Here is a 20,068-nt window from a genome sequence, read left to right as displayed (position 1 = left end):
GTTTGTTTGCTGAATTTAGCTGAATTTAGACTAAAACTTGTTCACTTATTTACCAGGGGCCTTTTTCTTACCAGCCACTGTTTGTCTTCTACCGCGTCTGGTTCTGGCATTGGTACGGGTTCTTTGACCCCTCACAGGTAGACCCATACGATGACGACGACCACGATAACAGCCTATATCAACTAGACGCTTGATATTCATGGCCTCTAAACGTCTCAGATCCCCTTCCACTTGATAGTTGCTTTCTATCTCAGCTCTTAAAGCCGCTAAATCAGCATCAGTCAAGTCCTTAACCCGGGTATCTGGGTTTACATCTGTGGCCGCTAAAATATCCTGCGACCTTCTCAGTCCAATCCCATATATGTAAGTTAGACCGATCTCTACGCGTTTGTCACGCGGTAGGTCTACTCCTGCAATCCGTGCCACAATTAATCTCTCCCTCTTTTTTTGGTCATTTTCTTTGTCAGCGTACTGAAACTGCAAATTTCATTGACAGTTTTAGCCTTGCCGTTGCTTGTGTTTAGGGTTTTCACAAATAACCATAACGCGACCACGACGTTTAATCACGTTACACTTATCACAGATTTTCTTGACTGAGGCTCTAACTTTCATGCCCTTTTTGTTGAACTCCAAATGGTAAATTATAACATTTCCCGAAAAATTATTTCAGTCACTACGAAGGGAAAATCCGCAGATTTTATGATTAAGATTGCTGGTCTTACTTCTTCCGTAGTCGGTAGGTAATACGACCCTTAGTTAAGTCATAGGGGGTCAGCTCCACCTTGACCCGGTCCCCCGGCAAAATTTTGATATAATTACGGCGGATTTTCCCAGAAATGTGTGCCAGGACATTAAACCCGTTATCTAGGTCAACTCGAAACATAGCGTTGGGCAATGATTCGGTTACAGTCCCTTCCATTTCAATCAAGTCTTGTTTAGACAAGGTTTTTCCTCAACTCGGTAATTATTCGTTCCAGGACAAATGCAATCTTGACAAGGAACCAATGTGGAATATATCAACAGCTTATTAATATATCTTAGCTAAAAGGGAAGAAGGAAAATAGATTAGAAACTGGGGTCATTTCCTTAAAACAGTGATAGCCATTTTTAAGGCGCTGGTGACTTCTTCTTGGGATTGGTTACCATTAACAGTCAAGAGCTTCTGGCGATCGCCATAATACTGAATTAGGGGAGCAGTGTCTCGCCTGTAAACATTTAGTCTATGGCGAATAACATCCTCCGAGTCATCTTTTCTACCCCTTCCTAACAAGCGAGAGACGACAATCTCATCGGGTGCATCGAGATTAACCACCCTTTCTGAATCACCCTGGATCTGGTCTAAAAGATTGCCCAAGAAAACTGCCTGAGATACTGTGCGGGGGAAACCATCAAGAATCCAGCCTTTTTGGGCATCCGATTTTTGCAGTCTTTCTTCCACCATATCTTGCACCAGCTGGTCAGGGACTAAATCACCCTTATCCATATACTCCTGAGCTTTCACACCTAGAGCTGTTTGGTCAGTAATAGCTTGACGTAAGATGTCCCCAGTGGAAATGTGAGGAACCTGCAAAAAATCAGCCAAAACCTTGGCTTGAGTTCCCTTACCTGCACCTGGTGGTCCCAAGAAGATTAATCGCGTCACTATTGTTTCACCATTCCTTCATAGCGTTGAGAGATAACGTAAGTCTGGATTTGCCTTGCCGTATCAATGGCCACACCCACTAAAATCAACAAGGAAGTGGCTCCCAAACCTCTAAAAGTTGGTACATTTAAAGTGCTTTCCACAGCGGTAGGAATAATGGCCACCAGTCCTAAAAACATAGCTCCTAAAAAAGTTAAGCGGTTGCTGACCCGCTCAATATACTCACTAGTAGCTTTGCCAGGTCTAATTCCAGGAATACTAGAACCCATTTTCTTCAAGTTTTGAGCTACATCTACCGGGTTGAGAATCAAGGAAGAGTAGAAATAGCTAAAGAAGATAATAGAAACCATGTACACCAAAGCATACACCCAAGAACTAGATCCGCTAGGACTCAAATAGGTGTTAACTATATTTGCCAATTCAACATTCTTAGTGAAGTTAGCAATTAGTAAAGGCAAACTGAGAATGGCAGCGGCAAAAATAATCGGCATGACACCGCCCTGATTCAAACGTAAGGGCAGAAAACTTCTTTGTTCTGCCAGAACTCGCCGACCTACTTGACGACGTGCAGAAATAATTGGAATTCGGCGTATACCTTCCTGGACGAACACAATACCAATAATGGTGGCTACAAACACCAACACCAAAACAATCACCCGTCCCACAATTTCCCTACCACCGACCTGCACCAAGTCAATAGTGTCACCCAGGGACTTAGGTAAGGAAGCCACAATATTGACAAAAATCAACAAAGATGCACCATTACCAATCCCCCGCTCCGTAATCAACTCGGATGCCCACATAACAAACATGGAACCAGCAGTCAAGGCTATTGCGGTTTCCGCCACAAAAATGGGGCCTGGATTGAGGGCAAACTGCTGTAGGAATAAAGCTGAAAAAGCCGTACTCTGAAGAATTCCCCAACCCAAAGACACGTATCGGGTAATCTGAGATATTTTCCGCCTTCCTGCTTCTCCTTCATTTTTCTGTAAATTTTCTAAAGAAGGAATAGCAGCAGTCAACAATTGGATAATAATAGACGCATTGATGAAGGGAAGAATACCCAAGGCAAAAACACCCAAGGTGGATAGTCCCCTTCCCGAAAATATATCCAACAAACCGAAAATGGCATTATTTCCAGATATGGCCTCTGCAAATCTTTCGCGGTTAATTCCGGGAACTGGCAAAAAGATGCCCAATCGCACCAAAATTAGAATCCCGACCGTGACAAGCAGCCTTCCTCTCAGTCCAGCTGCTTGCGCCATTTGCATAAAAGTTTCTTGAGCCGTTGGGGCTTTGTCTCGACTGATCATAAAGTCTTACCTTGATAGTGAACCGGGGCAGCTAGTTGACTAGCATGTCTTCAGCTTAAAACCTCACAACTACCACCAGCAGCCTCAATTTTGCTCCGAGCTTGACCGGTGAAAGCAGCAGCTTGCACCTTGAGTGGAACACCCAATTCCCCATTACCCAATACTTTTAAAGGTCCTTTAACGGAGGTAAGAATACCTGCCTCTTTTAAAGAGGCCAGATTTACTTCCGAGTTAGAAGGTAGGGAAGCCAACTTCTCTACATTTATCGTAGTGTAAACCCGACGATTGACTACAGGAAAACCTTTGAGCTTGGGTATTCGACGGTAAAGAGGTTGTTGACCCCCTTCAAAACCTGGTCTAGTGCTGCTACCAGAGCGGGACTTTTGACCCCGCATCCCCAGACCCGCACTAGCGCCTTGACCGGCAGAAATACCTCTACCTACACGCTTACGGCGTTTTTTAGAGCCCTTTTGAGGCTTAACATCGTTCAGTCTCATGTTGATTTGGGTGTTTAGATTTAGTATTGATCCTCTGGTTTTGCTATGGATTTTCTTTAGAAAATCCCGCATAAAGCATGATTAAATATAGAGATTCTCTACTGCAATGCCCCGATCTTCAGCGACTTCAGCAAATGTTCGCAGTGTAGATAAAGCATTAACAGCAGCTCTAGCGTTATTTAAAGGATTATTAGAACCTAGTTGTTTAGCCAGAACATTACGTACTCCAGCTAATTCCAATACAGTTCTAACTGCACCACCGGCGATTACACCAGTACCTGGTGCAGCTGGGCGCATAATCACCTTAGCTCCACCACCAACACCATCAATGGGATGGGGAATAGAGTTAGACTTAGTGATGGGAATTTCAATCAGATGCTTTTTGCCATCTGCGACACCCTTTTTCACCGCTCCGATCACATCGGAAGCCTTACCAACTCCCACACCCACCTGACCACGTTCGTTGCCAACGATGACAATTGCCCGGAAGCTGAGTTTTTTACCACCTTTGACCACCTTACTGACACGACGGATTTGAATCACCCGTTCTTGCCAGTTGGTTTCTTCTTTTTTCGCTTTACTTGCCTTACGACGACCCGTTGCCATAATCACTTTTCTCTCAACGTCAGTTGTCAGTTGTCAGTTGGGACTTTTTCCCCACAGAAAACTTTAGAAATCCAAACCTGCTTCCCGTGCTGCCTCAGCTAAAGCCTGAATACGACCATGATAAAGATTACCACCTCGATCAAATACGACCTTAGTAATACCCTTTTCTAAGGAGCGCGCTGCTATTAACTTACCAACTTGGGCTGAAGCATCACAGTTAGCACCAGAGGCCAAATCAGACCTCAATTGAGGGTCTACTGTTGATGCTGCTACTAGTGTGCAATGTTGTGTATCGTCAATAATTTGAGCATAAATGTGCTCATTAGAGCGAAACACTGATAGACGTGGACGTTCTGGGGAACCGTTAACTTTACCACGTACCCGCCTATGGCGACGTTGTTTTGATTCTCTACGAGTAAGTTTCATGTTTACTTCTTACCTTTACCACCAGTCTTACCGGCTTTACGTCTTACCACTTCACCGGCATAACGAATACCTTTACCTTTATATGGTTCCGGGGGACGAACAGCACGAATTTTAGCTGCCGTGTTACCCACCACCTCTTTGTCATAACCACTAACAATGACATTAGTGTTATTTTCAACAACAAATTGAACTCCCGCTGGTGGTTCGATTTGCACCTGGTGGCTATAACCAATATTCAATACCAGATTGGCACCCTGCACCTGAGCCCGATAGCCTACCCCTTGAATTTCCAACCGGCGTTGAAAACCTTGGGAAACTCCCTCCACCATATTGGCTACCAAAGTCCGGCTTAAACCGTGCATTTGTCGGGAAGTGCGTGTATCATCACGTCTGGTGACTAACAATGTTTCTCCAGATTGAGAAACTGTGACGTGGGCGGGTAGATCACGGGAAAGCTCCCCCTTGGGACCCTTAACCACCACCTTTGTACCATCTATTGCCACCTGTACTTTGGCGGGAATAGTAATTGGACGTTTACCAATACGAGACATGAATTTTGTCCTTTGTCAGTTATGAGTTGTGAGTATGAGTCATCTGGAATTAGCCTGGGTTGCCCTACTCCCGAACTCCTGAGCTTATTTTTACCAAACGTAGCAAAGCACTTCACCACCCAGGTTCTGGCGACGCGCTTCCCGGTCAGTCATAATTCCACTAGAGGTGGAAATAATCGCGATCCCAATACCACCTAGGACTCTTGGCAGTTCCTTTTTGTTGGAATAAACTCGCAACCCAGGTTTACTTACACGTTTTAGAGTCGTGATTAGAGGTTGACGACTTTTACCTTTGTATTTCAGGGAAATAACTAGGTTACGTTTTACCCCTTCTCCCGCTTCAGTGTACTCGGAAATAAACCCTTCTTGCTGTAGAACCTTAGCAATACTACGAGTCATTTTTGTTGCTGGCACTTCCGTTGTTTGATGCCTTGCCAGGTTAGCATTGCGGATGCGCGTCAGCATATCTGCAATTGTGTCGTTAGCGGCCATCGTTCCCTCTTTAGATGAACTTATTGATCCCGAAAGGGCATTCCCATTTCTTTAAGCAAAGCACGACCTTCTTCGTCGGTTTTGGCTGTGGTGATAATTGAAATATCTAAACCACGGATTTGATCGATCCTGTCGTACTCGATTTCTGGAAAGATTAGTTGTTCTCTCACCCCTAGGGTGTAGTTACCTCGACCGTCGAAGCTCTTGGCACTAACCCCGCGAAAATCCCGGATTCTGGGTAGGGCCAAACTAATCAACCGATCTAAGAAAGCATACATCCGCTCGCCTCGGAGAGTCACCATAATGCCCACGGGCATGCCTTGACGAATTTTAAAGCCAGCGATCGCCTTTTTTGCTCTGGTCACCACTGGCTTTTGACCAGTAATTAGAGCAATTTCACTTAAAGACGCTTCTAAGGCCTTAGCATTTTGAGCCGCCTCCCCCAAACCTCGGTTAACAGTAACTTTCAGCACTTTAGGTACTTGATGCACATTAGTATACTGAAACTGTTGGGTTAGTTTGGGGACAATTGTTTGGCCATATAAAGTTTTGAGTCTAGTTGTTGCCATTCACCTACTTATCCAAAATCTCACCTGTTTTCTTCAGCATGCGCACTTTTTTGCCGTCTTCGGTAAAAGTGTAACAGACACGACTAGCAATGTTTTGCTTAGTAGAATAGAGCATCACATTAGAGCTGTGAATGGGATACTCTTGGCTTACAATCCGACCAGATTCGCCTTCCTGTTGAGGTTTAACGTGCTTGGTCTTGATGTTAACACCCTTAACAATCACCCTGCTGTCTTGAGGTAATGCTTTAATCACCTCGCCTACTTTACCCTTATCCTTGCCAGCAATCACTTGCACAGTATCACCGGTTTTGACGTGCATTTTATGGAATACCTTGGGTTTTACCTTGGCCATTACAGCACCTCCGGAGCAAGAGAAACTATTTTTGTAAAGTTTTTATCCCGTAATTCCCGAGCTACCGGTCCAAATACCCGTGTACCTTTGGGATTACCTTCTTTGTTGATAATTACTGCTGCATTATCATCAAAGCGAATACTCATGCCACTGTCACGGTTAATGCTCTTTTTAGTACGAACTATTACCGCTTCCACCACATCAGACTTTTTCACAGCCATATTGGGTTGGGCATCCTTAACAACGGCGATAATTCTATCGCCCACGCCACCATAACGGCGATTGCCAGCACCCAGTACCCTTATGCACATTAGTTTGCGGGCACCGCTGTTATCGGCAACATTGAGGTAGGTTTGGGGTTGAATCACAATTAATCTCCCGATAAAAGTTGTTAATCAAATAACAACCTAAACAACAACCATTCATCAAGCCTTGACATTGAGGATTTCCGTCACTTGCCAACGCTTGGTTTTGCTCAGGGGTCTAGTTTCCTGAATACGAACGCGATCGCCCACTTTGCAGCTGTTTTCCGCATCATGAACCTTATAGCGCCGGGTTTTAACCACGGTTTTACCATACTTAGGGTGAGAAGACCGGTTTTCCACGGCGACCACCACAGTTTTTTGCATTTTATCGCTGACTACCAAGCCAACTCGTTCTTTGATTGCCATAATCTTCTAGTTGCTTTCTTGGGTCGGTTGACTACTTGCCTGTTTACGCTCTGTCTCTACTGTTAGTAATTGAGCTAAACGCTGGCGGGCATGTTTAAACTGGTGGGGTTTTTCCAACTGTCTAGTAGCCTTTTGTAATCGCAGTTGAAATAGTCGTTTTTTCAAACTCACTATTTCCTCAGCTAGTTTTTCATCACTTAATTCTCGAGCTTCTGAAATCTTGGGAAGAGGCATAACCTACTCCTGCTCCTGTGGTTGAGAGCGAACAATAAACTTGGTTTTAATTGGCAACTTATAAGCGGCCAAGCGCATAGCTTCACGAGCTATTTCTTCAGACACACCAGCGATTTCAAACAGAATCCGACCTGGTTTGACCACCGCCACCCAAAATTCCGGATTACCCTTACCAGAACCCATCCGGGTTTCTGCGGGACGCATGGTAACAGGTTTATCTGGGAAGATGCGAATCCAGATTTTACCACCCCGGCGAATATAACGAGTCATTGCCCGACGGGAGGCTTCTATTTGGCGAGAGGTGATCCAACATGGTTCTTGGGCTTGCAGGGCAAAATCCCCAAAATTCAGGGTGCTACCACGGTGTGCTAGACCCTCCATGCGTCCGCGTTGTTGTTTGCGGAATTTCGTTCTTCTAGGACTTAACATGGTTTGTCGATTGGTAGTTGGTAATTGGTTGCGACTGGTTTTGTTCTAGTCACCTAATTACGCTTCATTTGACCGGTCTTCAAATTGCTGGCGACGGCGTTGTTGTTGACGACGACGGGGTTCACGCTCTCTGGTCACTGGTTGGGAGACAATGTCTTCTTGTCCGGGAATAATCTCTCCCTTGAACACCCAAACCTTAATACCCAAAATCCCGTAAACCGTTTGAGCTGTACAATAGGAATAGTCGATATCAGCCCGTAGGGTATGTAACGGTACTCTGCCTTCACGAGTCCATTCAGTCCGAGCAATTTCCGCACCGTTGAGACGACCACTCACCTGCACTTTGATTCCCTGTACTCCTGCTCTTTGGGCCCTTTGAATCGCCTGGCGAACTACGCGACGAAAAGAAACGCGTCTTTCCAGCTGTTGAGCAATATATTCAGCAATTAAATAGGCATCCGCATCTACTTTTTGCACTTCTACAACGTTGATGCGCACTTGTCGGTGACTGCCCAACAATTGCTGGAGTCCAGTACGCAGGGCTTCTATACCCTGTCCACCCCGGCCTACAACCACACCGGGTCTGGCCGTCCGCAGCTCTAAATCAACTTGGTCAGCTTTACGCTCAATGTGGATCTCCGAGAGACCAGCATTATTTTGAGCGTTTCTACCCAGCTTTTGTTCTATGTACTGACGGAGTTTGTGGTCTTCCTGCAGCAGTTCCGGATAGCGACCGGGAACTGCGAACCAAAGGGATTGATGTTCTTGTGTTATACCCAGACGAAACCCGACTGGATGAATTTTCTGTCCCACAAATGCTTCCTCTAAAATTTCTGACTGTACTCACACAACCCAATTATTTGTAGCTGTGGTTGTAACCTTATCTGACTCATTGAGCAGCTTCTCCCACAGCAACAGTAATATGACAGGTCGGTTTACGAATCTGGTAAGCTCTCCCCTGGGCTCTAGGCTGGAATCTTTTCAGGACTGGCCCTTGATCCGCATAGGCTTGGGTGATTACTAGACTCGCCCTGTCTAATCCAGCGTTATGTTCAGCATTCGCAGCGGCACTTCTTAATACCTTTAACACTGGTTCACAAGCACGATAAGGCATAAATTCCAGGATAATTAGTGCCTCCCGATAAGATAGCCCCCGAATTTGATCTAACACCCGCCGCACTTTATAGGGAGAAACGCGGATGTATCGAGCGATCGCTTTAACTTCTGTAGTATACGTTGCCATAATTCACTCCGTTTAGGGCCACTTGTCACCAGCTATTTTTGGGGCCAATGACTAATGACATAACTATCTCCCCGATTTTTTGTCAGTTTTTCCGTGGCCCCTGTAGCTACGAGTGGGAGCAAATTCTCCCAACTTGTGTCCCACCATTTGCTCATTCACAAACACTGGAACATGTTGTTTACCGTTGTGAACTGCAATAGTATGACCTACCATAAGTGGCAGAATTGTAGAAGCCCTCGACCAAGTCTTAATAACTTGCTTTTCATTATTGGCGTTGAGCTTTTCAATCTTGCTGAGTAAGTGATCAGCGACAAAAGGACCCTTTTTTAAAGAACGACCCATAGTTCAATCTCAGATTTTGGATTTGTTGAATTTACATCCTAAGACTGACGACCGCCACGTCCCCGTTTAGAAGACTTACGACGACGACGTACAATCAATTTACTACTAGCTTTTTTACGCTTTCTGGTTTTAGCACCCAGAGCTGGTTTACCCCAAGGGGTAACCGGACCCGATCTACCAATAGGTGCCCTGCCCTCTCCACCACCATGGGGGTGATCTACAGGGTTCATCACACTACCTCTGACCTTGGGACGACGACCTTTCCAGCGATTTCTACCAGCTTTTCCTGCGCTCAGGTTTCTGGCATCCGTATTGCCCACCTGGCCAATGGTGGCGTAGCATTCCCGGCGCACCATTCTCACTTCCCCGGATGGCAGCTTTAAGGTGACATAGTTACCTTCTTTTGCCATCAACTGGGCTGTTGCTCCAGCTGCACGCACTATTTGCCCACCTTTTCCTGGTGTCATTTCCACATTGTGTACGTTAGTACCCAGGGGAATATTACTTAGGGGTAGGGCATTACCGTCTTCAAAAGGTGCTTGGGGCCCAGCAGTGATCTTTGCTCCCACCTTCAAGCCATTGGGATGTAATATATACCGCTTCTCGCCGTCTTCGTATTCTACTAAGGCAATCCGCGCATTCCGGTTAGGATCATATTCAACTGCTATAACTGTAGCGGTTATATCCCGCTTATCTCTTTTAAAGTCGATAATCCGGTATAGTTGTTTGTGTCCGCCCCCCCGACGACGGCTAGTTATCCGCCCTTGATTATTCCGACCTTTGGGTCTATGCACTGATTCAGTCAGTGATTTTTCAGGTTCGGTTTTTGTGATCTCCGCAAAGTCTGAAATAGTGACTTGGCGAGTGCTAGGGGTGTAAGGGCGATAGGAACGAGTACCCATAAACGATTTTGGATTTTGGATTTTAGTATGGGAGGCTTTTGAGTTGGATGGGGATTTTGGCGTTGCTGCTTAAATATATCTAGTACATCTATTAGATATTAGACGTAACTTACTCAGCTTCAAATCCAATCTCAAATTCTTAAACGTCTGGGAACAGAACTTGTCTGATTTTTACTTCATCCCCAGATGCAACAGTCACCACAGCTTTTTTGTACTGAGGTTTAAAGCCAGTAAACTTCCCAACACGACGCTTTTTCCTGGGTTGTAGGGCAGTATTTACTTTAACGACTTTAACCTGAAACAAATCTTCAATGGCTGCTTTAATCTGGGTCTTAGTAGACTTAGGAGTGACCTCAAACGTATATTTGTTCTGCTCCATCATGATGGTGGCTTTTTCCGTCAGGATGGGATGTCGCACTAAGTCTGGTAGGTTGCGGGGTTCAAGTTTAGGCACTGTACACCTCTTGAATTTTGGTTAATGCTGAAGATGTAACTACAATCTTGTCAGCGTGCAACAAGTCAAATACGTTTAACTGGTCAGCCGCAATCACCTTAATGTTTTCCACATTACGGGCTGAAAGACTGATAGTCTCCGTGTTTTGCCCAATTTCTGACAAAATTAGTAAGGTTTTTTGATCCGCTGTTGCTCCCCAACGAGCTAGTGCTGCCACCAATTCCTTACTCTTAGGACGTTGTAGTTGGTCTGTAAACTCTTCTACAACTATCAAATCTTCTCTACGGCTAACAAAAGCTGTGCGCAGTGCTAAACGTCTCTCTTTACGATTAAGCTTGATGTTAAAATCCCTCGGTTTTGGTCCGAAGATCACACCACCGCCACGCCATAATGGTGAACGAATAGAACCTGCTCGGGCGCGACCAGTACCTTTCTGTCTCCAAGGTTTGCGACCGCCTCCTCGCACTTCTGCACGGGTTTTGGTGCTGGCTGTACCTTGGCGAGAATTGGTCATTTGTCTAACTAGGGCCCGGTGCACTATGTGGGACGCTGTCTCTTCCTTGGCAACTCGCAACTCGAAGCTGGTTTGACCAACCTCTTCTCCTTGCCAGTTCTTAACTGTACTCTCAACCATTTTTTTGTCCTTTGTTAGTAGTCAGTTGTCAGTTTTACTGACAGCTAATCAACTAAAACTATTTGTTACCAACTTTAGTCGTGGGCACTACGTTGACTAAGCCACCGGGTTTGCCAGGAATTGCTCCCTTGATTAATATCAGGTTACGTTCCGCATCTACTTTCACCACGGTCAGTTTACGAACGGTGACGCGACTACCTCCCAATCTTCCTGCCATCCTTTTACCAGGATAAACACGACCAGGGGTTGTACCCGCTCCAATGGAACCAGGGGCTCTATGGTTTTTGGAACCATGGGACATTGGTCCCCTGCCAAAGTTATTGCGCTTCTGGTTACCCGCAAAACCACGACCGATACTCGTCCCAATCACATCTACAATCTGACCTACGCTGAAAATATCTGCCTTTATCTCCTGTCCTAGGGCATAATCACCCGCCGCGTCAGTCCGATACTCGTTTAAATACCGCACTGGTCCTGCTGATGACTTTGCCAGGTGACCTAACTTGGGTTTGTTTAACGCTTTTGGTTTTACTTCCCCATAACCAACCTGAATGGCACAATAACCATCCGTGGGTTGGGTTTTAACTTGTGTAACAGTGCATGGACCAGCTTGGATGACGGTCACGGGAATGGATACTCCCGCTTCATCAAAAATTTGGGTCATGCCCAGCTTGGTGCCGAGAATACCTACAGACACAGTAACTGGTTCTCCTTAATCTAGTTGCTGACCTTGGGAGCGGATCTTCAGAGGATTTTACTACGTCCATAACAAAATTGTACTGACATTAGACAGTGCAAGTTACTAGTGACGTAACAAACTGTGAGCCTACTGTTTGGTGAATCCGTCTATTGTTTCTCTTTTTTATCCACCAGAACAGTGATAATTACCTTTTTGATTGCAAGGCATTATTTCTGGTATCAGTGCAAAAGCTTGTAGCTTTGCTTTTGTGCAGCAATGGGTTACTTTGTTCCACTGCTCTGGCACTCTCCGTTCGCAACAGGACTTAAGCAGTGATGCTCAGTATCCATTTCCTGATAACTTTCAGGTTGCTCTTAACACCTTAAACTATCGTTTGAGGATCTGCCCTTTTAGGGCTGGCCGGAGCGAACTATAACTCAACTTCGTTTTGGCTGTGGGTTAGGGGCCTTCGCTTGAGTTTTACCTAGTCTTACCTAAATTGTCTCCATTTTAGCAGCTTTTTGGTTTTTTCACCATAAAGACTCAAGGTTTTGCGGTGCTTTTTTCCAAGGCGGCTAAATTGAGAAGACCACTAATGGCGAGGTTTTAGTTACGATCTAATAGTATAATCCATAAACCTGGTTTTGTCCAGTGGTTAATCAAAGATATTTTGGCAGCGAATAAATGGTTAATATTGCCAAAATCCAATTTCCCAACCTATCCTAATCTACCATTAAGGTGAATAATAGAAATATATAGGTGGGAGAAAAATCTATGGCACTAATTACCACTGGCAGCGGTTTCATCCGGGATTTGGAAAAATTTGGTTCCTTGGGTGTATTTGTTCCCTTGGAAGGAGGATATGAAGGTCGCTATCGTCGTCGTCTCAGGGCTGCAGGATATGTTAACCTTCATATTACGGCTAGAGGTTTAGGAGACGTAGCAGCCTATTTGATGGGGGTTCACGGAATTAGACCTCCCCATTTGGGCAAAAAGAGTACCAGCAATGGTGCAGCGGTAGGTGAGGTACAATATCTACCTCCGTTAATCTCCTCCCATTTAGCCCAACTACCCCCCAATTCCAAAGGATTGTTATTGTGGGTAATTGAGGGCAATATTCTTTCCGATCAGGAAGTGGAATACTTCACCAATTTACCCCGGTTGGAACCACGGGTCAAGGTAGTGATTGAAAGGGGTGGCGATCGCTATTTTCGTTGGACTCCCCTAGAAAAAACCTTACTTGCCAGTTAATTGCAGTTAATCACATTTAATTGTATTTAATTACCGGCGAACCTATTCGCCGTTGGCCAGGTTCGGGTCCAGATCCGCAAATTGAAGCAAGTGGTTAAGTAAAAATGAGACGTAAATCAACTCCTAGAACGGCGACAAGTTCCAAACCCTCTATTTTTCAATCTCCCATATTTAATTTAACCACCATTGCTATTTTAGGGGGAGTATTGGTCTTGGGTATTGGCATTGGCATTGCTTTTAGCTCTACCACCACCCTTGCGCCCTCAAACGTAGCTAGCCGTGAATTTATTGATTTAAAAGCCCCAAATCCAGAAATTTGTGTTCAGTATGGGGCCAGTGCAATGGTGATGGATGCCCGATTATTTGTCACTCTTAACCCATTTAATGTCTACGTATCACAACCAAATATTCGTCCTGGGTGTGTAATCCGCCAAAATAACTGGGCTATTTTAGAAAACAAGAAATTGGTCACATCTGATCAGGTAAGAGAGTGTAAAAATCGTCTGAATACTTTTGGATTTACCGGCAATTTGGACAGTGAAAAGCCCGATATTAGATGTATATATCAAAATGAGGCGGGTCAAAATTTCTTCTTATCTCAACCAGGTGCAGTAGCGCCTAATCAGGAAACAGACCGATTCTAGTTATTGATTGATAGTTATTTTTTTACCTCAAGAAAGGTATTGGTTGACCAAATTCAATAACAGGAACTTGAAAACCTTGATTTGAAGGGGTCGTTTTGGTGTTAGAGGGCATAATCAAGAATTGAGAAGGTGCAGAAGTGCCTCGATTGGGAGGCGGCACCATAATAAAGGGTTGTTGGTGATTAAGCGTCGGGTTAGTAATTGCTGATGGCAAACTAAAAGAGGGGAAAGATTTGGTGGTGGTTTGATCATGGGAAAATACCGGGCGTAATATCCAGCGTTTGGACTGGTGACCGCTCTGCACCCCCATAGCGTTCATATCCACCACTGTCCCGGGCTTAAATTCAATCACCATACGGGTAATTTGAGAGCTAAATTGGGAAAGGCGAATTTTCTGAACTCTACCAGAATAGGTTTTTTGGGTTTCCACATTGCCCAGTTGGGTATTAGGTAAATCTATCACCAACCGAGAAGGTTGTTCAAGGTAGAAGTACTCCGGTTTAGTCTTGTTAGAAAGGTTTATTTCTATCTGTTGTGATTTGACATGAAATAGCCACTTATAGAGCGTAGCTTTAGGGGATAAATTGGCTAACGCCAACTCCATCCAACCGTTAAGAGTGAACAGCGTAAACAAACTCAACATTTGCAGCCTAAACATATAAAATAAAAAACGGGTCTTATTACTGATCGGATTGTTCATTGTTGTAATTTGAATTGGTATGTCAGTGATTTGGGTGTGTTGTAGCTTTTACATTATCCAAATTCCCCCACCAGTGATCTGGTCAATTCTGACCTTGAGAATCAAACCAATCAATATGTTGTTAACTTTTGTTAAGATTGAAAATGACCTAAAAGTTTCGCTTTTTTGATCTTCTATTCCTTATTCGAGAGATATTTCATGTTAAGACTGGAACACATTAGTAAAATTTACCCGACAGGTGAAGTTCTACAAGATATTAACTGGGAAGTCAAACCGGGCGATCGCATTGGTTTAGTGGGCGTTAACGGTGCGGGAAAGTCTACCCAATTGAAAATTATCTCTGGGGAAATAGAGCCCACTGCTGGTCAGATAATTCGTCCTGCTAGTTTGCACATAGCCTATCTTAACCAGGAGTTTGAAGTAGATCCCACACGAACAGTTCAGGAAGAGTTTTGGACTGTTTTCAAAGAAGCTAATGCGGTGCAGTTAGCACTATATGAAGTGCAACGTGACATGGAAACAGCGACCGTAGAACAATTAGACAAACTAATTAATAAGTTAGACAAATTACAACGTCAGTTTGAGTCTCTAGATGGTTATAATTTAGATGCTCGCATTGGTAAAATTCTGCCAGAAATGGGTTTTCAGGTAGAAGATGGGGATCGTCTGGTGAGTGCTTTTTCGGGGGGTTGGCAAATGCGCATGAGTTTGGGCAAAATCCTCTTACAAAAGCCAGACCTATTACTACTAGACGAACCGACAAACCACTTAGACCTAGAAACCATTGAATGGTTAGAGAATTACCTCAGGAGTTTGACCACCCCCATGGTAATTGTTTCCCATGACCGGGAGTTTTTAGACCGACTTTGCACACAAATTGTGGAAACTGAACGAGGGGTTTCTACTACCTACCTAGGTAACTATTCTGCATATCTCCAACAAAAGGCTGAGAATGAAGCGTCTCAGTTAAGTGCTTTTGAACGTCAACAAAAGGAAATAGAAAAGCAGCAAGCATTTGTAGACAGATTTCGCGCTAGTGCTACTCGCAGCACCCAGGCAAAAAGCAGAGAAAAGCAGTTGGAGAAAGTTGAAAGAATTGAAGCACCAACTACAGGGGTGAGAACCCTACATTTTCGTTTTCCACCTGCACCGCGCAGTGGTAGGGAAGTGGTAGAAATTAAAGATCTTACCCACACCTATGGAGACAAAATCCTGTTTCTAGGGGCAAATTTACTTATTGAAAGGGGAGACAGGATCGCGTTCCTAGGACCCAATGGAGCAGGAAAATCCACTTTGTTAAAAATAATTACGGGTATGGAAATTCCCACGGAAGGAACTGTTAAACTAGGAGACCATAATGTTATTCCAGGTTATTTTGAACAGAATCAAGCGGAGGCCCTGGATCTAAATAAAACCGTCATGGAGACTATTCATAATGAAGTTCCTGATTGGAAAAATGAGGAAGTGCGTACGTTGCTAGGAAGGTTTTTATTTGCCGGGGATACGGTTTTCAAACAAGTAGGGGCCCTAAGCGGAGGGGAGAAAGCAAGACTGGCATTGGCAAAGATGCTATTATGCCCAGTTAATTTGATCATTTTGGATGAACCCACTAATCACCTAGATATTCCCGCTAAAGAAATGCTGGAAGAAGCACTACAAAACTATGATGGTACAGCTATAGTAGTGTCTCATGACCGTTACTTTATCTCCCAGGTGGCAAATAAAATTGTAGAAATTCGAGATGGAGAATTTCGAGTTTATCTAGGAGATTATCACTACTATCTGACTAAGATCGAGGAAGAAAAGCAACAAGCTAAATTAGCGGCAATGGAAGCAGAAAAAGCAGCCAAAAAAGCGGCAAAAACAGCAAAAGCGGCTGCTAAAAAAAAGTAAGTTAGTATCAAAGAACCTGGGGACTGAATCGCCTGTCCCCCGTTTGCCATGTTAATGAATACTCTAATAATTGTAGATGCTTGCTTGGTCATAAAGGTTATCACTTAAACTAATTTATGGGTGATAATTCAGTGATAATAATTGTGGTGAGGTGCAACCTGTCCTTGAGTTTTGGCTACTGCTGGGTATTATCCAAAGAGTTTCTCAACCGCATCAGTTGTCTTCTCATTTGAGGAGAGGCCTTAAATTCAGAGATCTCCTGAGCTTTAACAGATGCTTGTAGCATTTCCAAAAATTCATCCGATCCCTCTGTAAGTGCGTCTAAGAAGACTTGTAGAAGCTGTTCACGATCTCCCAACAAACTTTTTTCTTCTATTAAGCGAAACTTAAGGTGAATTTCACATTCATAAACACCGACTTCGAGATTATTGACCTGGCGTGGTAATGCTTTGGAGTTCATAGTTGTGAGGATTCCTTTACTGGGTTAGAAACGGTGTTCATACAGGTGGGGAGCCAAAATATCCACCAAAAAAATCTTTATATTTTCTCAAACACAGCGAAGAGGTAATTTTAGTTTACTCATCCGCTAAATTTCTTTTCCATTCCGCCCTCCATAGTGATGAAAAATCGCTTTTAACTGTTCCAATTTTACCCCTCCTTGTGTAGTGTTGTATGTTGAAGTAGTAAAGCATGATGGGATTTTTAAGTTCTACATAATTTAGGTTCTGCAAGAACTCATCCTACCTTTTTAAAAGTTTGTACAACAACTTTACCCAAACGTCAATACTGGGAAAATATATCACTTTATCAACTAGTAATTATATTTAAATTCATTTTTTAAAGTCTATACAGGTAATACAATTTGATGTCTAAGAACAGTTTTATTAAACAAAATCAGTGTCATTTGGTACATGTATTAAAATTTGTAATAAAAGTAACATCAAACCTAGCAATATTTGATATATATAAGCGAAGTCCTACCGATTCTGTTAATCAATCTATTTGGCAAATCCAAACAATTAAGATCGGGCACAGCAGTTAAAATAATTGCAGTGTGATTAACCAAAATCCTAGACCTAATTATGGATAACCCAATACTGCTCAAGTCCACAACCCGTCATATCCGCATTTTTGCGGCGGAAATAAACCAAGAGGAATTAGTCCCTAGTAACCAGGTTCTTACTTTAGACGTTGATCCAGATAACGAATTTAACTGGAGCGAAGATGCACTACAGAAAGTATATCGTAAATTTGATGAAATTGTAGAATCTTCAGAAGGTGTAGACCTAACAGACTATAATTTACGTCGGATTGGTTCAGATTTAGAGCATTTTGTGCGATCGCTGTTACAAAAAGGTGAGATTAGCTACAATCTTGCTGCTCGCGTCACCAACTACAGCATGGGACTACCCCAAGTTGCAGCGAATGACAATCCATGAGATAAAAATTTGCTTCCATTCATGGTTGATGAGTTAAGGTAAATGAAAGTTTCTAACCCATCAACAAAATTAGGGCTCTGGTAAAACCAGGCTCTAAAAAGTTGGGTGTAACATCTCCTAACCATACTCTTGAATAATTGCTAGTCGCTGCTTGGTGCGAGAAATATGGAAAATGAAGTAGCAATGCTTTTCTGCCCAAACGAATATTGTCAAGCCCCCAATCCTCTAAACCACAGGTTTTGTCAGAGATGCTCCACACCCTTGCCTAAGCGTTATCTGTGGACGGTGGGGGTCCATGATCTGGGTAATCCGGGTGAAATTGTGGGAGACCGTTATGTAATCATTGAGAGGTCGATAATTTTGGACCTCAAACCTGGATTACCACCCCAAGCACCTGAGTTAGTTTATTTAGATCAAATAAAACCCTATCTAAAACTCATCCCTTACCGCCTGCACGTACCACAGATTTATGGGGTTCTTTCTATAACTGAACAAGAACCTAGAACCAATACAATACTTTTAGAAGCCATACCCCTAATCCATGATAACAAAAACCAGCGAGTACATTTATGGAGTGACCTAATCACAGCTTGGGGTAAAGCTTCTTCTATACGACAAATCAATTGGTTGTGGCAAATGGCGAAACTGTGGCAACCCTTGTACGAGCAAGGGGTTGCTAGTAGTTTGTTAAGCTGGGACTTAATTAGAGTACAAGGGGGTTTAGTTAAACTCCTGGAATTACGCAGTGACAGATTACCGATAAACCTGTCACAGTTAGGGAAAAATTGGCAACAACTTTTAGCAAATGCTCAACCATGCTTAGTGGACTTGCTCGAGCAAGTTTGTGAATCTTTGATTAAAGAAGAAATTAGTTCGTCTGAACATTTAACTATAACTTTGGACCAAGCGCTATCACAAATAGATAAGTTGCAAAAAAACACTTCAAGCATTGACACAAAGATTTTGACTCAAACAGATCCAGGTCCAAGTCGTCAAAGAAACGAGGACTCCTGCTATCCGCCTCCAGGCATTGTAGTTAGTCCATCTTCCCCCAAGGATGGTTTAGCTATTGTTTGTGATGGTATTGGTGGACATGAGGGGGGAAATGTAGCATCCGATTTAGCAGTAAAAACCATTGTACCACAAGTAGAGGAAATATTAACAATCCAGGAAAGTGCAGACAACTATAGAGATTTATCAACAGTTGTCCAAATGTTAGAACAAGGAGTAGCACTAGCAAACGATAAGATCAGCCAGCAGAACGATATTGATCACCGTCAAGGTCGTCAGAGAATGGGAACCACCCTAGTCATGGCCATACCCATTGCTCATCAGATGTACATTACCCATGTGGGAGACAGTCGTGCTTATTGGATTACCCATCATGGTTGTTATCAAGTGACTCTGGATGATGATGTGGCTTCTCGTGAGGTGCGTTTAGGTTATGCTACTTACCGTGAAGCCATACAACATCGTGGTTCAGGTTCCTTAATTCAGGCATTGGGTATGGGTAATAGCGCTTTACTCTCTCCCACCTGTGAGCGGTTTATTCTAGATGAGGATGGTATTTTTCTCCTCAGTTCCGATGGACTGACGGATTTTGATCGGGTAGAAGACTACTGGGAAACCGAAATTCTACCTGTTTTGCGCGGGGAGTCTAATTTAGAAACTACGGCGTCTCGACTGGTAGAAATTGCCAATACTAAGAATGGGCATGATAATGTCACTATTGCTCTGTTACATTATCAAGTTCAATATCAAGAGCCCAATACAGTGCTAGAGGCAAAAATTCCGCCCATTAGTTTCAGTAAAACAGTGAATATAACGGGTAGTAATTCCCAAGCAAGGGATGTAAATTATTTCCCCCAATCAACTCGGGTGATTCCTGAAAATCCATATAGTAAGGATCATAACCGCAAAATCCCCATACAGCTATTAATTTTGTTGGCTGTAGTTTTGGCGGCCGGATTTTTAGGATTCTGGCCCAAGCGAGAAAAAAAATCCCCGGTTCCCACCCCCACACCATCCATCAGTCAATCATCTGGAGCGGTTCTAAGGGATAATTTGATCCTATCATAACTAACTGGAATTTATCTGGCGTTTAC

At 43.6% G+C, this 20,068-nt stretch carries 30 protein-coding genes; 5 read left to right on the top strand and 25 right to left on the bottom strand.

Features of this window, described 5'->3' with window-relative positions; genetic code table 11:
* Positions 1 to 45 precede the first annotated feature (45 nt).
* The 23 genes from rpsM to rplC form a co-directional block, all read right to left on the bottom strand.
* Positions 46 to 426 (bottom strand): 30S ribosomal protein S13, encoded by a 381-nt coding sequence (rpsM, locus tag C6N34_RS11105; RefSeq protein ID WP_009344494.1) that lies wholly within the window; start codon positions 424 to 426, stop codon positions 46 to 48.
* A 72-nt stretch (positions 427 to 498) separates the two neighbouring features.
* On the bottom strand, positions 499 to 612 hold the full coding sequence (gene rpmJ, locus C6N34_RS11100) for a 50S ribosomal protein L36 (protein WP_071985141.1): 114 nt from the start codon (positions 610 to 612) through the stop codon (positions 499 to 501).
* A 106-nt stretch (positions 613 to 718) separates the two neighbouring features.
* On the bottom strand, positions 719 to 943 hold the full coding sequence (infA, locus tag C6N34_RS11095; protein ID WP_006276978.1) for a translation initiation factor IF-1: 225 nt from the start codon (positions 941 to 943) through the stop codon (positions 719 to 721).
* Positions 944 to 1,078: 135 nt separating this feature from the next.
* Positions 1,079 to 1,642 (bottom strand): adenylate kinase, encoded by a 564-nt coding sequence (locus tag C6N34_RS11090; RefSeq protein WP_057177478.1) that lies wholly within the window; start codon positions 1,640 to 1,642, stop codon positions 1,079 to 1,081.
* On the bottom strand, positions 1,642 to 2,955 hold the full coding sequence (gene secY, locus C6N34_RS11085; RefSeq protein WP_006276972.1) for a preprotein translocase subunit SecY: 1,314 nt from the start codon (positions 2,953 to 2,955) through the stop codon (positions 1,642 to 1,644). The genes C6N34_RS11090 and secY overlap by 1 nt, the downstream gene beginning before the upstream one ends.
* A gap of 50 nt (positions 2,956 to 3,005) precedes the next feature.
* On the bottom strand, positions 3,006 to 3,452 hold the full coding sequence (rplO, locus tag C6N34_RS11080; protein ID WP_115538799.1) for a 50S ribosomal protein L15: 447 nt from the start codon (positions 3,450 to 3,452) through the stop codon (positions 3,006 to 3,008).
* 81 nt (positions 3,453 to 3,533) lie between these two features.
* Positions 3,534 to 4,058, bottom strand: a complete 525-nt coding sequence (gene rpsE / locus C6N34_RS11075; protein ID WP_006276970.1) for a 30S ribosomal protein S5 — start codon at positions 4,056 to 4,058, stop codon at positions 3,534 to 3,536.
* A 63-nt stretch (positions 4,059 to 4,121) separates the two neighbouring features.
* Positions 4,122 to 4,484 (bottom strand): 50S ribosomal protein L18, encoded by a 363-nt coding sequence (gene rplR, locus C6N34_RS11070; RefSeq protein WP_006276969.1) that lies wholly within the window; start codon positions 4,482 to 4,484, stop codon positions 4,122 to 4,124.
* Between the two features lie 2 nt (positions 4,485 to 4,486).
* Positions 4,487 to 5,035: a 50S ribosomal protein L6 gene (gene rplF / locus C6N34_RS11065; protein WP_006276968.1), complete on the bottom strand. Its 549-nt coding sequence runs from the start codon at positions 5,033 to 5,035 to the stop codon at positions 4,487 to 4,489.
* A 90-nt stretch (positions 5,036 to 5,125) separates the two neighbouring features.
* The gene (gene rpsH / locus C6N34_RS11060) at positions 5,126 to 5,527 is read right to left on the bottom strand and encodes a 30S ribosomal protein S8 (RefSeq protein WP_006276967.1); all 402 of its coding nucleotides are present in this window, start codon (positions 5,525 to 5,527) and stop codon (positions 5,126 to 5,128) included.
* Between the two features lie 20 nt (positions 5,528 to 5,547).
* A complete protein-coding gene (gene rplE, locus C6N34_RS11055) occupies positions 5,548 to 6,096 on the bottom strand; it encodes a 50S ribosomal protein L5 (RefSeq protein ID WP_006276966.1) in 549 nt (182 codons plus the stop codon).
* A gap of 4 nt (positions 6,097 to 6,100) precedes the next feature.
* Positions 6,101 to 6,448: a 50S ribosomal protein L24 gene (rplX, locus tag C6N34_RS11050; protein WP_006276965.1), complete on the bottom strand. Its 348-nt coding sequence runs from the start codon at positions 6,446 to 6,448 to the stop codon at positions 6,101 to 6,103.
* Positions 6,448 to 6,816 carry a 50S ribosomal protein L14 gene (rplN, locus tag C6N34_RS11045; RefSeq protein WP_006276964.1) on the bottom strand — a complete coding sequence of 123 codons (369 nt, stop codon included), beginning with the start codon at positions 6,814 to 6,816 and terminating at the stop codon, positions 6,448 to 6,450. The genes rplX and rplN overlap by 1 nt, the downstream gene beginning before the upstream one ends.
* A 57-nt stretch (positions 6,817 to 6,873) precedes the next feature.
* Positions 6,874 to 7,119: a 30S ribosomal protein S17 gene (rpsQ, locus tag C6N34_RS11040; RefSeq protein ID WP_006276963.1), complete on the bottom strand. Its 246-nt coding sequence runs from the start codon at positions 7,117 to 7,119 to the stop codon at positions 6,874 to 6,876.
* Between the two features lie 6 nt (positions 7,120 to 7,125).
* Positions 7,126 to 7,353: a 50S ribosomal protein L29 gene (rpmC, locus tag C6N34_RS11035; RefSeq protein WP_006276962.1), complete on the bottom strand. Its 228-nt coding sequence runs from the start codon at positions 7,351 to 7,353 to the stop codon at positions 7,126 to 7,128.
* Between the two features lie 3 nt (positions 7,354 to 7,356).
* Positions 7,357 to 7,782 carry a 50S ribosomal protein L16 gene (gene rplP, locus C6N34_RS11030; protein WP_006276961.1) on the bottom strand — a complete coding sequence of 142 codons (426 nt, stop codon included), beginning with the start codon at positions 7,780 to 7,782 and terminating at the stop codon, positions 7,357 to 7,359.
* A gap of 57 nt (positions 7,783 to 7,839) precedes the next feature.
* The gene (gene rpsC / locus C6N34_RS11025; RefSeq protein ID WP_006276960.1) at positions 7,840 to 8,595 is read right to left on the bottom strand and encodes a 30S ribosomal protein S3; all 756 of its coding nucleotides are present in this window, start codon (positions 8,593 to 8,595) and stop codon (positions 7,840 to 7,842) included.
* A gap of 76 nt (positions 8,596 to 8,671) precedes the next feature.
* A complete protein-coding gene (gene rplV, locus C6N34_RS11020) occupies positions 8,672 to 9,025 on the bottom strand; it encodes a 50S ribosomal protein L22 (RefSeq protein WP_006276959.1) in 354 nt (117 codons plus the stop codon).
* Between the two features lie 63 nt (positions 9,026 to 9,088).
* Positions 9,089 to 9,367 (bottom strand): 30S ribosomal protein S19, encoded by a 279-nt coding sequence (rpsS, locus tag C6N34_RS11015; protein ID WP_006276958.1) that lies wholly within the window; start codon positions 9,365 to 9,367, stop codon positions 9,089 to 9,091.
* 38 nt (positions 9,368 to 9,405) lie between these two features.
* The gene (rplB, locus tag C6N34_RS11010; RefSeq protein WP_006276957.1) at positions 9,406 to 10,269 is read right to left on the bottom strand and encodes a 50S ribosomal protein L2; all 864 of its coding nucleotides are present in this window, start codon (positions 10,267 to 10,269) and stop codon (positions 9,406 to 9,408) included.
* Between the two features lie 139 nt (positions 10,270 to 10,408).
* Complete coding sequence (locus C6N34_RS11005; RefSeq protein ID WP_006276956.1) at positions 10,409 to 10,723, bottom strand: 50S ribosomal protein L23; 315 nt, start codon at positions 10,721 to 10,723, stop codon at positions 10,409 to 10,411.
* Positions 10,716 to 11,357, bottom strand: a complete 642-nt coding sequence (gene rplD / locus C6N34_RS11000; protein ID WP_006276955.1) for a 50S ribosomal protein L4 — start codon at positions 11,355 to 11,357, stop codon at positions 10,716 to 10,718. Before rplD ends, C6N34_RS11005 begins: the two co-directional genes overlap by 8 nt.
* 58 nt (positions 11,358 to 11,415) lie before the next feature.
* Complete coding sequence (rplC, locus tag C6N34_RS10995) at positions 11,416 to 12,054, bottom strand: 50S ribosomal protein L3 (protein ID WP_006276954.1); 639 nt, start codon at positions 12,052 to 12,054, stop codon at positions 11,416 to 11,418.
* 756 nt (positions 12,055 to 12,810) lie between these two features.
* Between rplC and ndhN the strand changes: the two genes are divergently transcribed.
* Both ndhN and C6N34_RS10985 read left to right on the top strand, forming a co-directional pair.
* Positions 12,811 to 13,287, top strand: a complete 477-nt coding sequence (gene ndhN / locus C6N34_RS10990) for an NAD(P)H-quinone oxidoreductase subunit N (RefSeq protein WP_057177477.1) — start codon at positions 12,811 to 12,813, stop codon at positions 13,285 to 13,287.
* A gap of 104 nt (positions 13,288 to 13,391) precedes the next feature.
* Complete coding sequence (locus C6N34_RS10985) at positions 13,392 to 13,931, top strand: DUF3172 domain-containing protein (RefSeq protein WP_006276952.1); 540 nt, start codon at positions 13,392 to 13,394, stop codon at positions 13,929 to 13,931.
* A gap of 22 nt (positions 13,932 to 13,953) precedes the next feature.
* Here C6N34_RS10985 and C6N34_RS10980 read toward each other — a convergent pair whose 3' ends face one another.
* On the bottom strand, positions 13,954 to 14,589 hold the full coding sequence (locus C6N34_RS10980; RefSeq protein WP_181406996.1) for an AMIN domain-containing protein: 636 nt from the start codon (positions 14,587 to 14,589) through the stop codon (positions 13,954 to 13,956).
* A 240-nt stretch (positions 14,590 to 14,829) separates the two neighbouring features.
* Here C6N34_RS10980 and C6N34_RS10975 point away from each other — a divergent pair, with 240 nt between their 5' ends.
* On the top strand, positions 14,830 to 16,524 hold the full coding sequence (locus C6N34_RS10975) for an ABC-F family ATP-binding cassette domain-containing protein (protein WP_006276950.1): 1,695 nt from the start codon (positions 14,830 to 14,832) through the stop codon (positions 16,522 to 16,524).
* A gap of 175 nt (positions 16,525 to 16,699) precedes the next feature.
* On the opposite strand, the gene C6N34_RS10970 is transcribed toward C6N34_RS10975, so the two are convergent.
* A complete protein-coding gene (locus C6N34_RS10970) occupies positions 16,700 to 16,984 on the bottom strand; it encodes an Npun_R1517 family heterocyst differentiation transcriptional regulator (protein WP_006276949.1) in 285 nt (94 codons plus the stop codon).
* Between the two features lie 622 nt (positions 16,985 to 17,606).
* On the opposite strand from C6N34_RS10970, the gene ndhM reads away from it, so the two are divergent.
* Both ndhM and C6N34_RS10960 read left to right on the top strand, forming a co-directional pair.
* On the top strand, positions 17,607 to 17,963 hold the full coding sequence (ndhM, locus tag C6N34_RS10965) for an NAD(P)H-quinone oxidoreductase subunit M (RefSeq protein WP_057177475.1): 357 nt from the start codon (positions 17,607 to 17,609) through the stop codon (positions 17,961 to 17,963).
* Between the two features lie 261 nt (positions 17,964 to 18,224).
* Positions 18,225 to 20,042 (top strand): PP2C family protein-serine/threonine phosphatase, encoded by a 1,818-nt coding sequence (locus tag C6N34_RS10960; protein ID WP_329606407.1) that lies wholly within the window; start codon positions 18,225 to 18,227, stop codon positions 20,040 to 20,042.
* Positions 20,043 to 20,068 lie beyond the last annotated feature (26 nt).

Origin of the sequence: Cylindrospermopsis raciborskii Cr2010 (assembly GCF_003367075.2) — a bacterium.
GTDB lineage: Bacteria > Cyanobacteriota > Cyanobacteriia > Cyanobacteriales > Nostocaceae > Raphidiopsis > Raphidiopsis raciborskii.
Note: the sequence above shows the minus strand (reverse complement) of the source record. Positions and strands in the feature narration are given on the sequence as shown.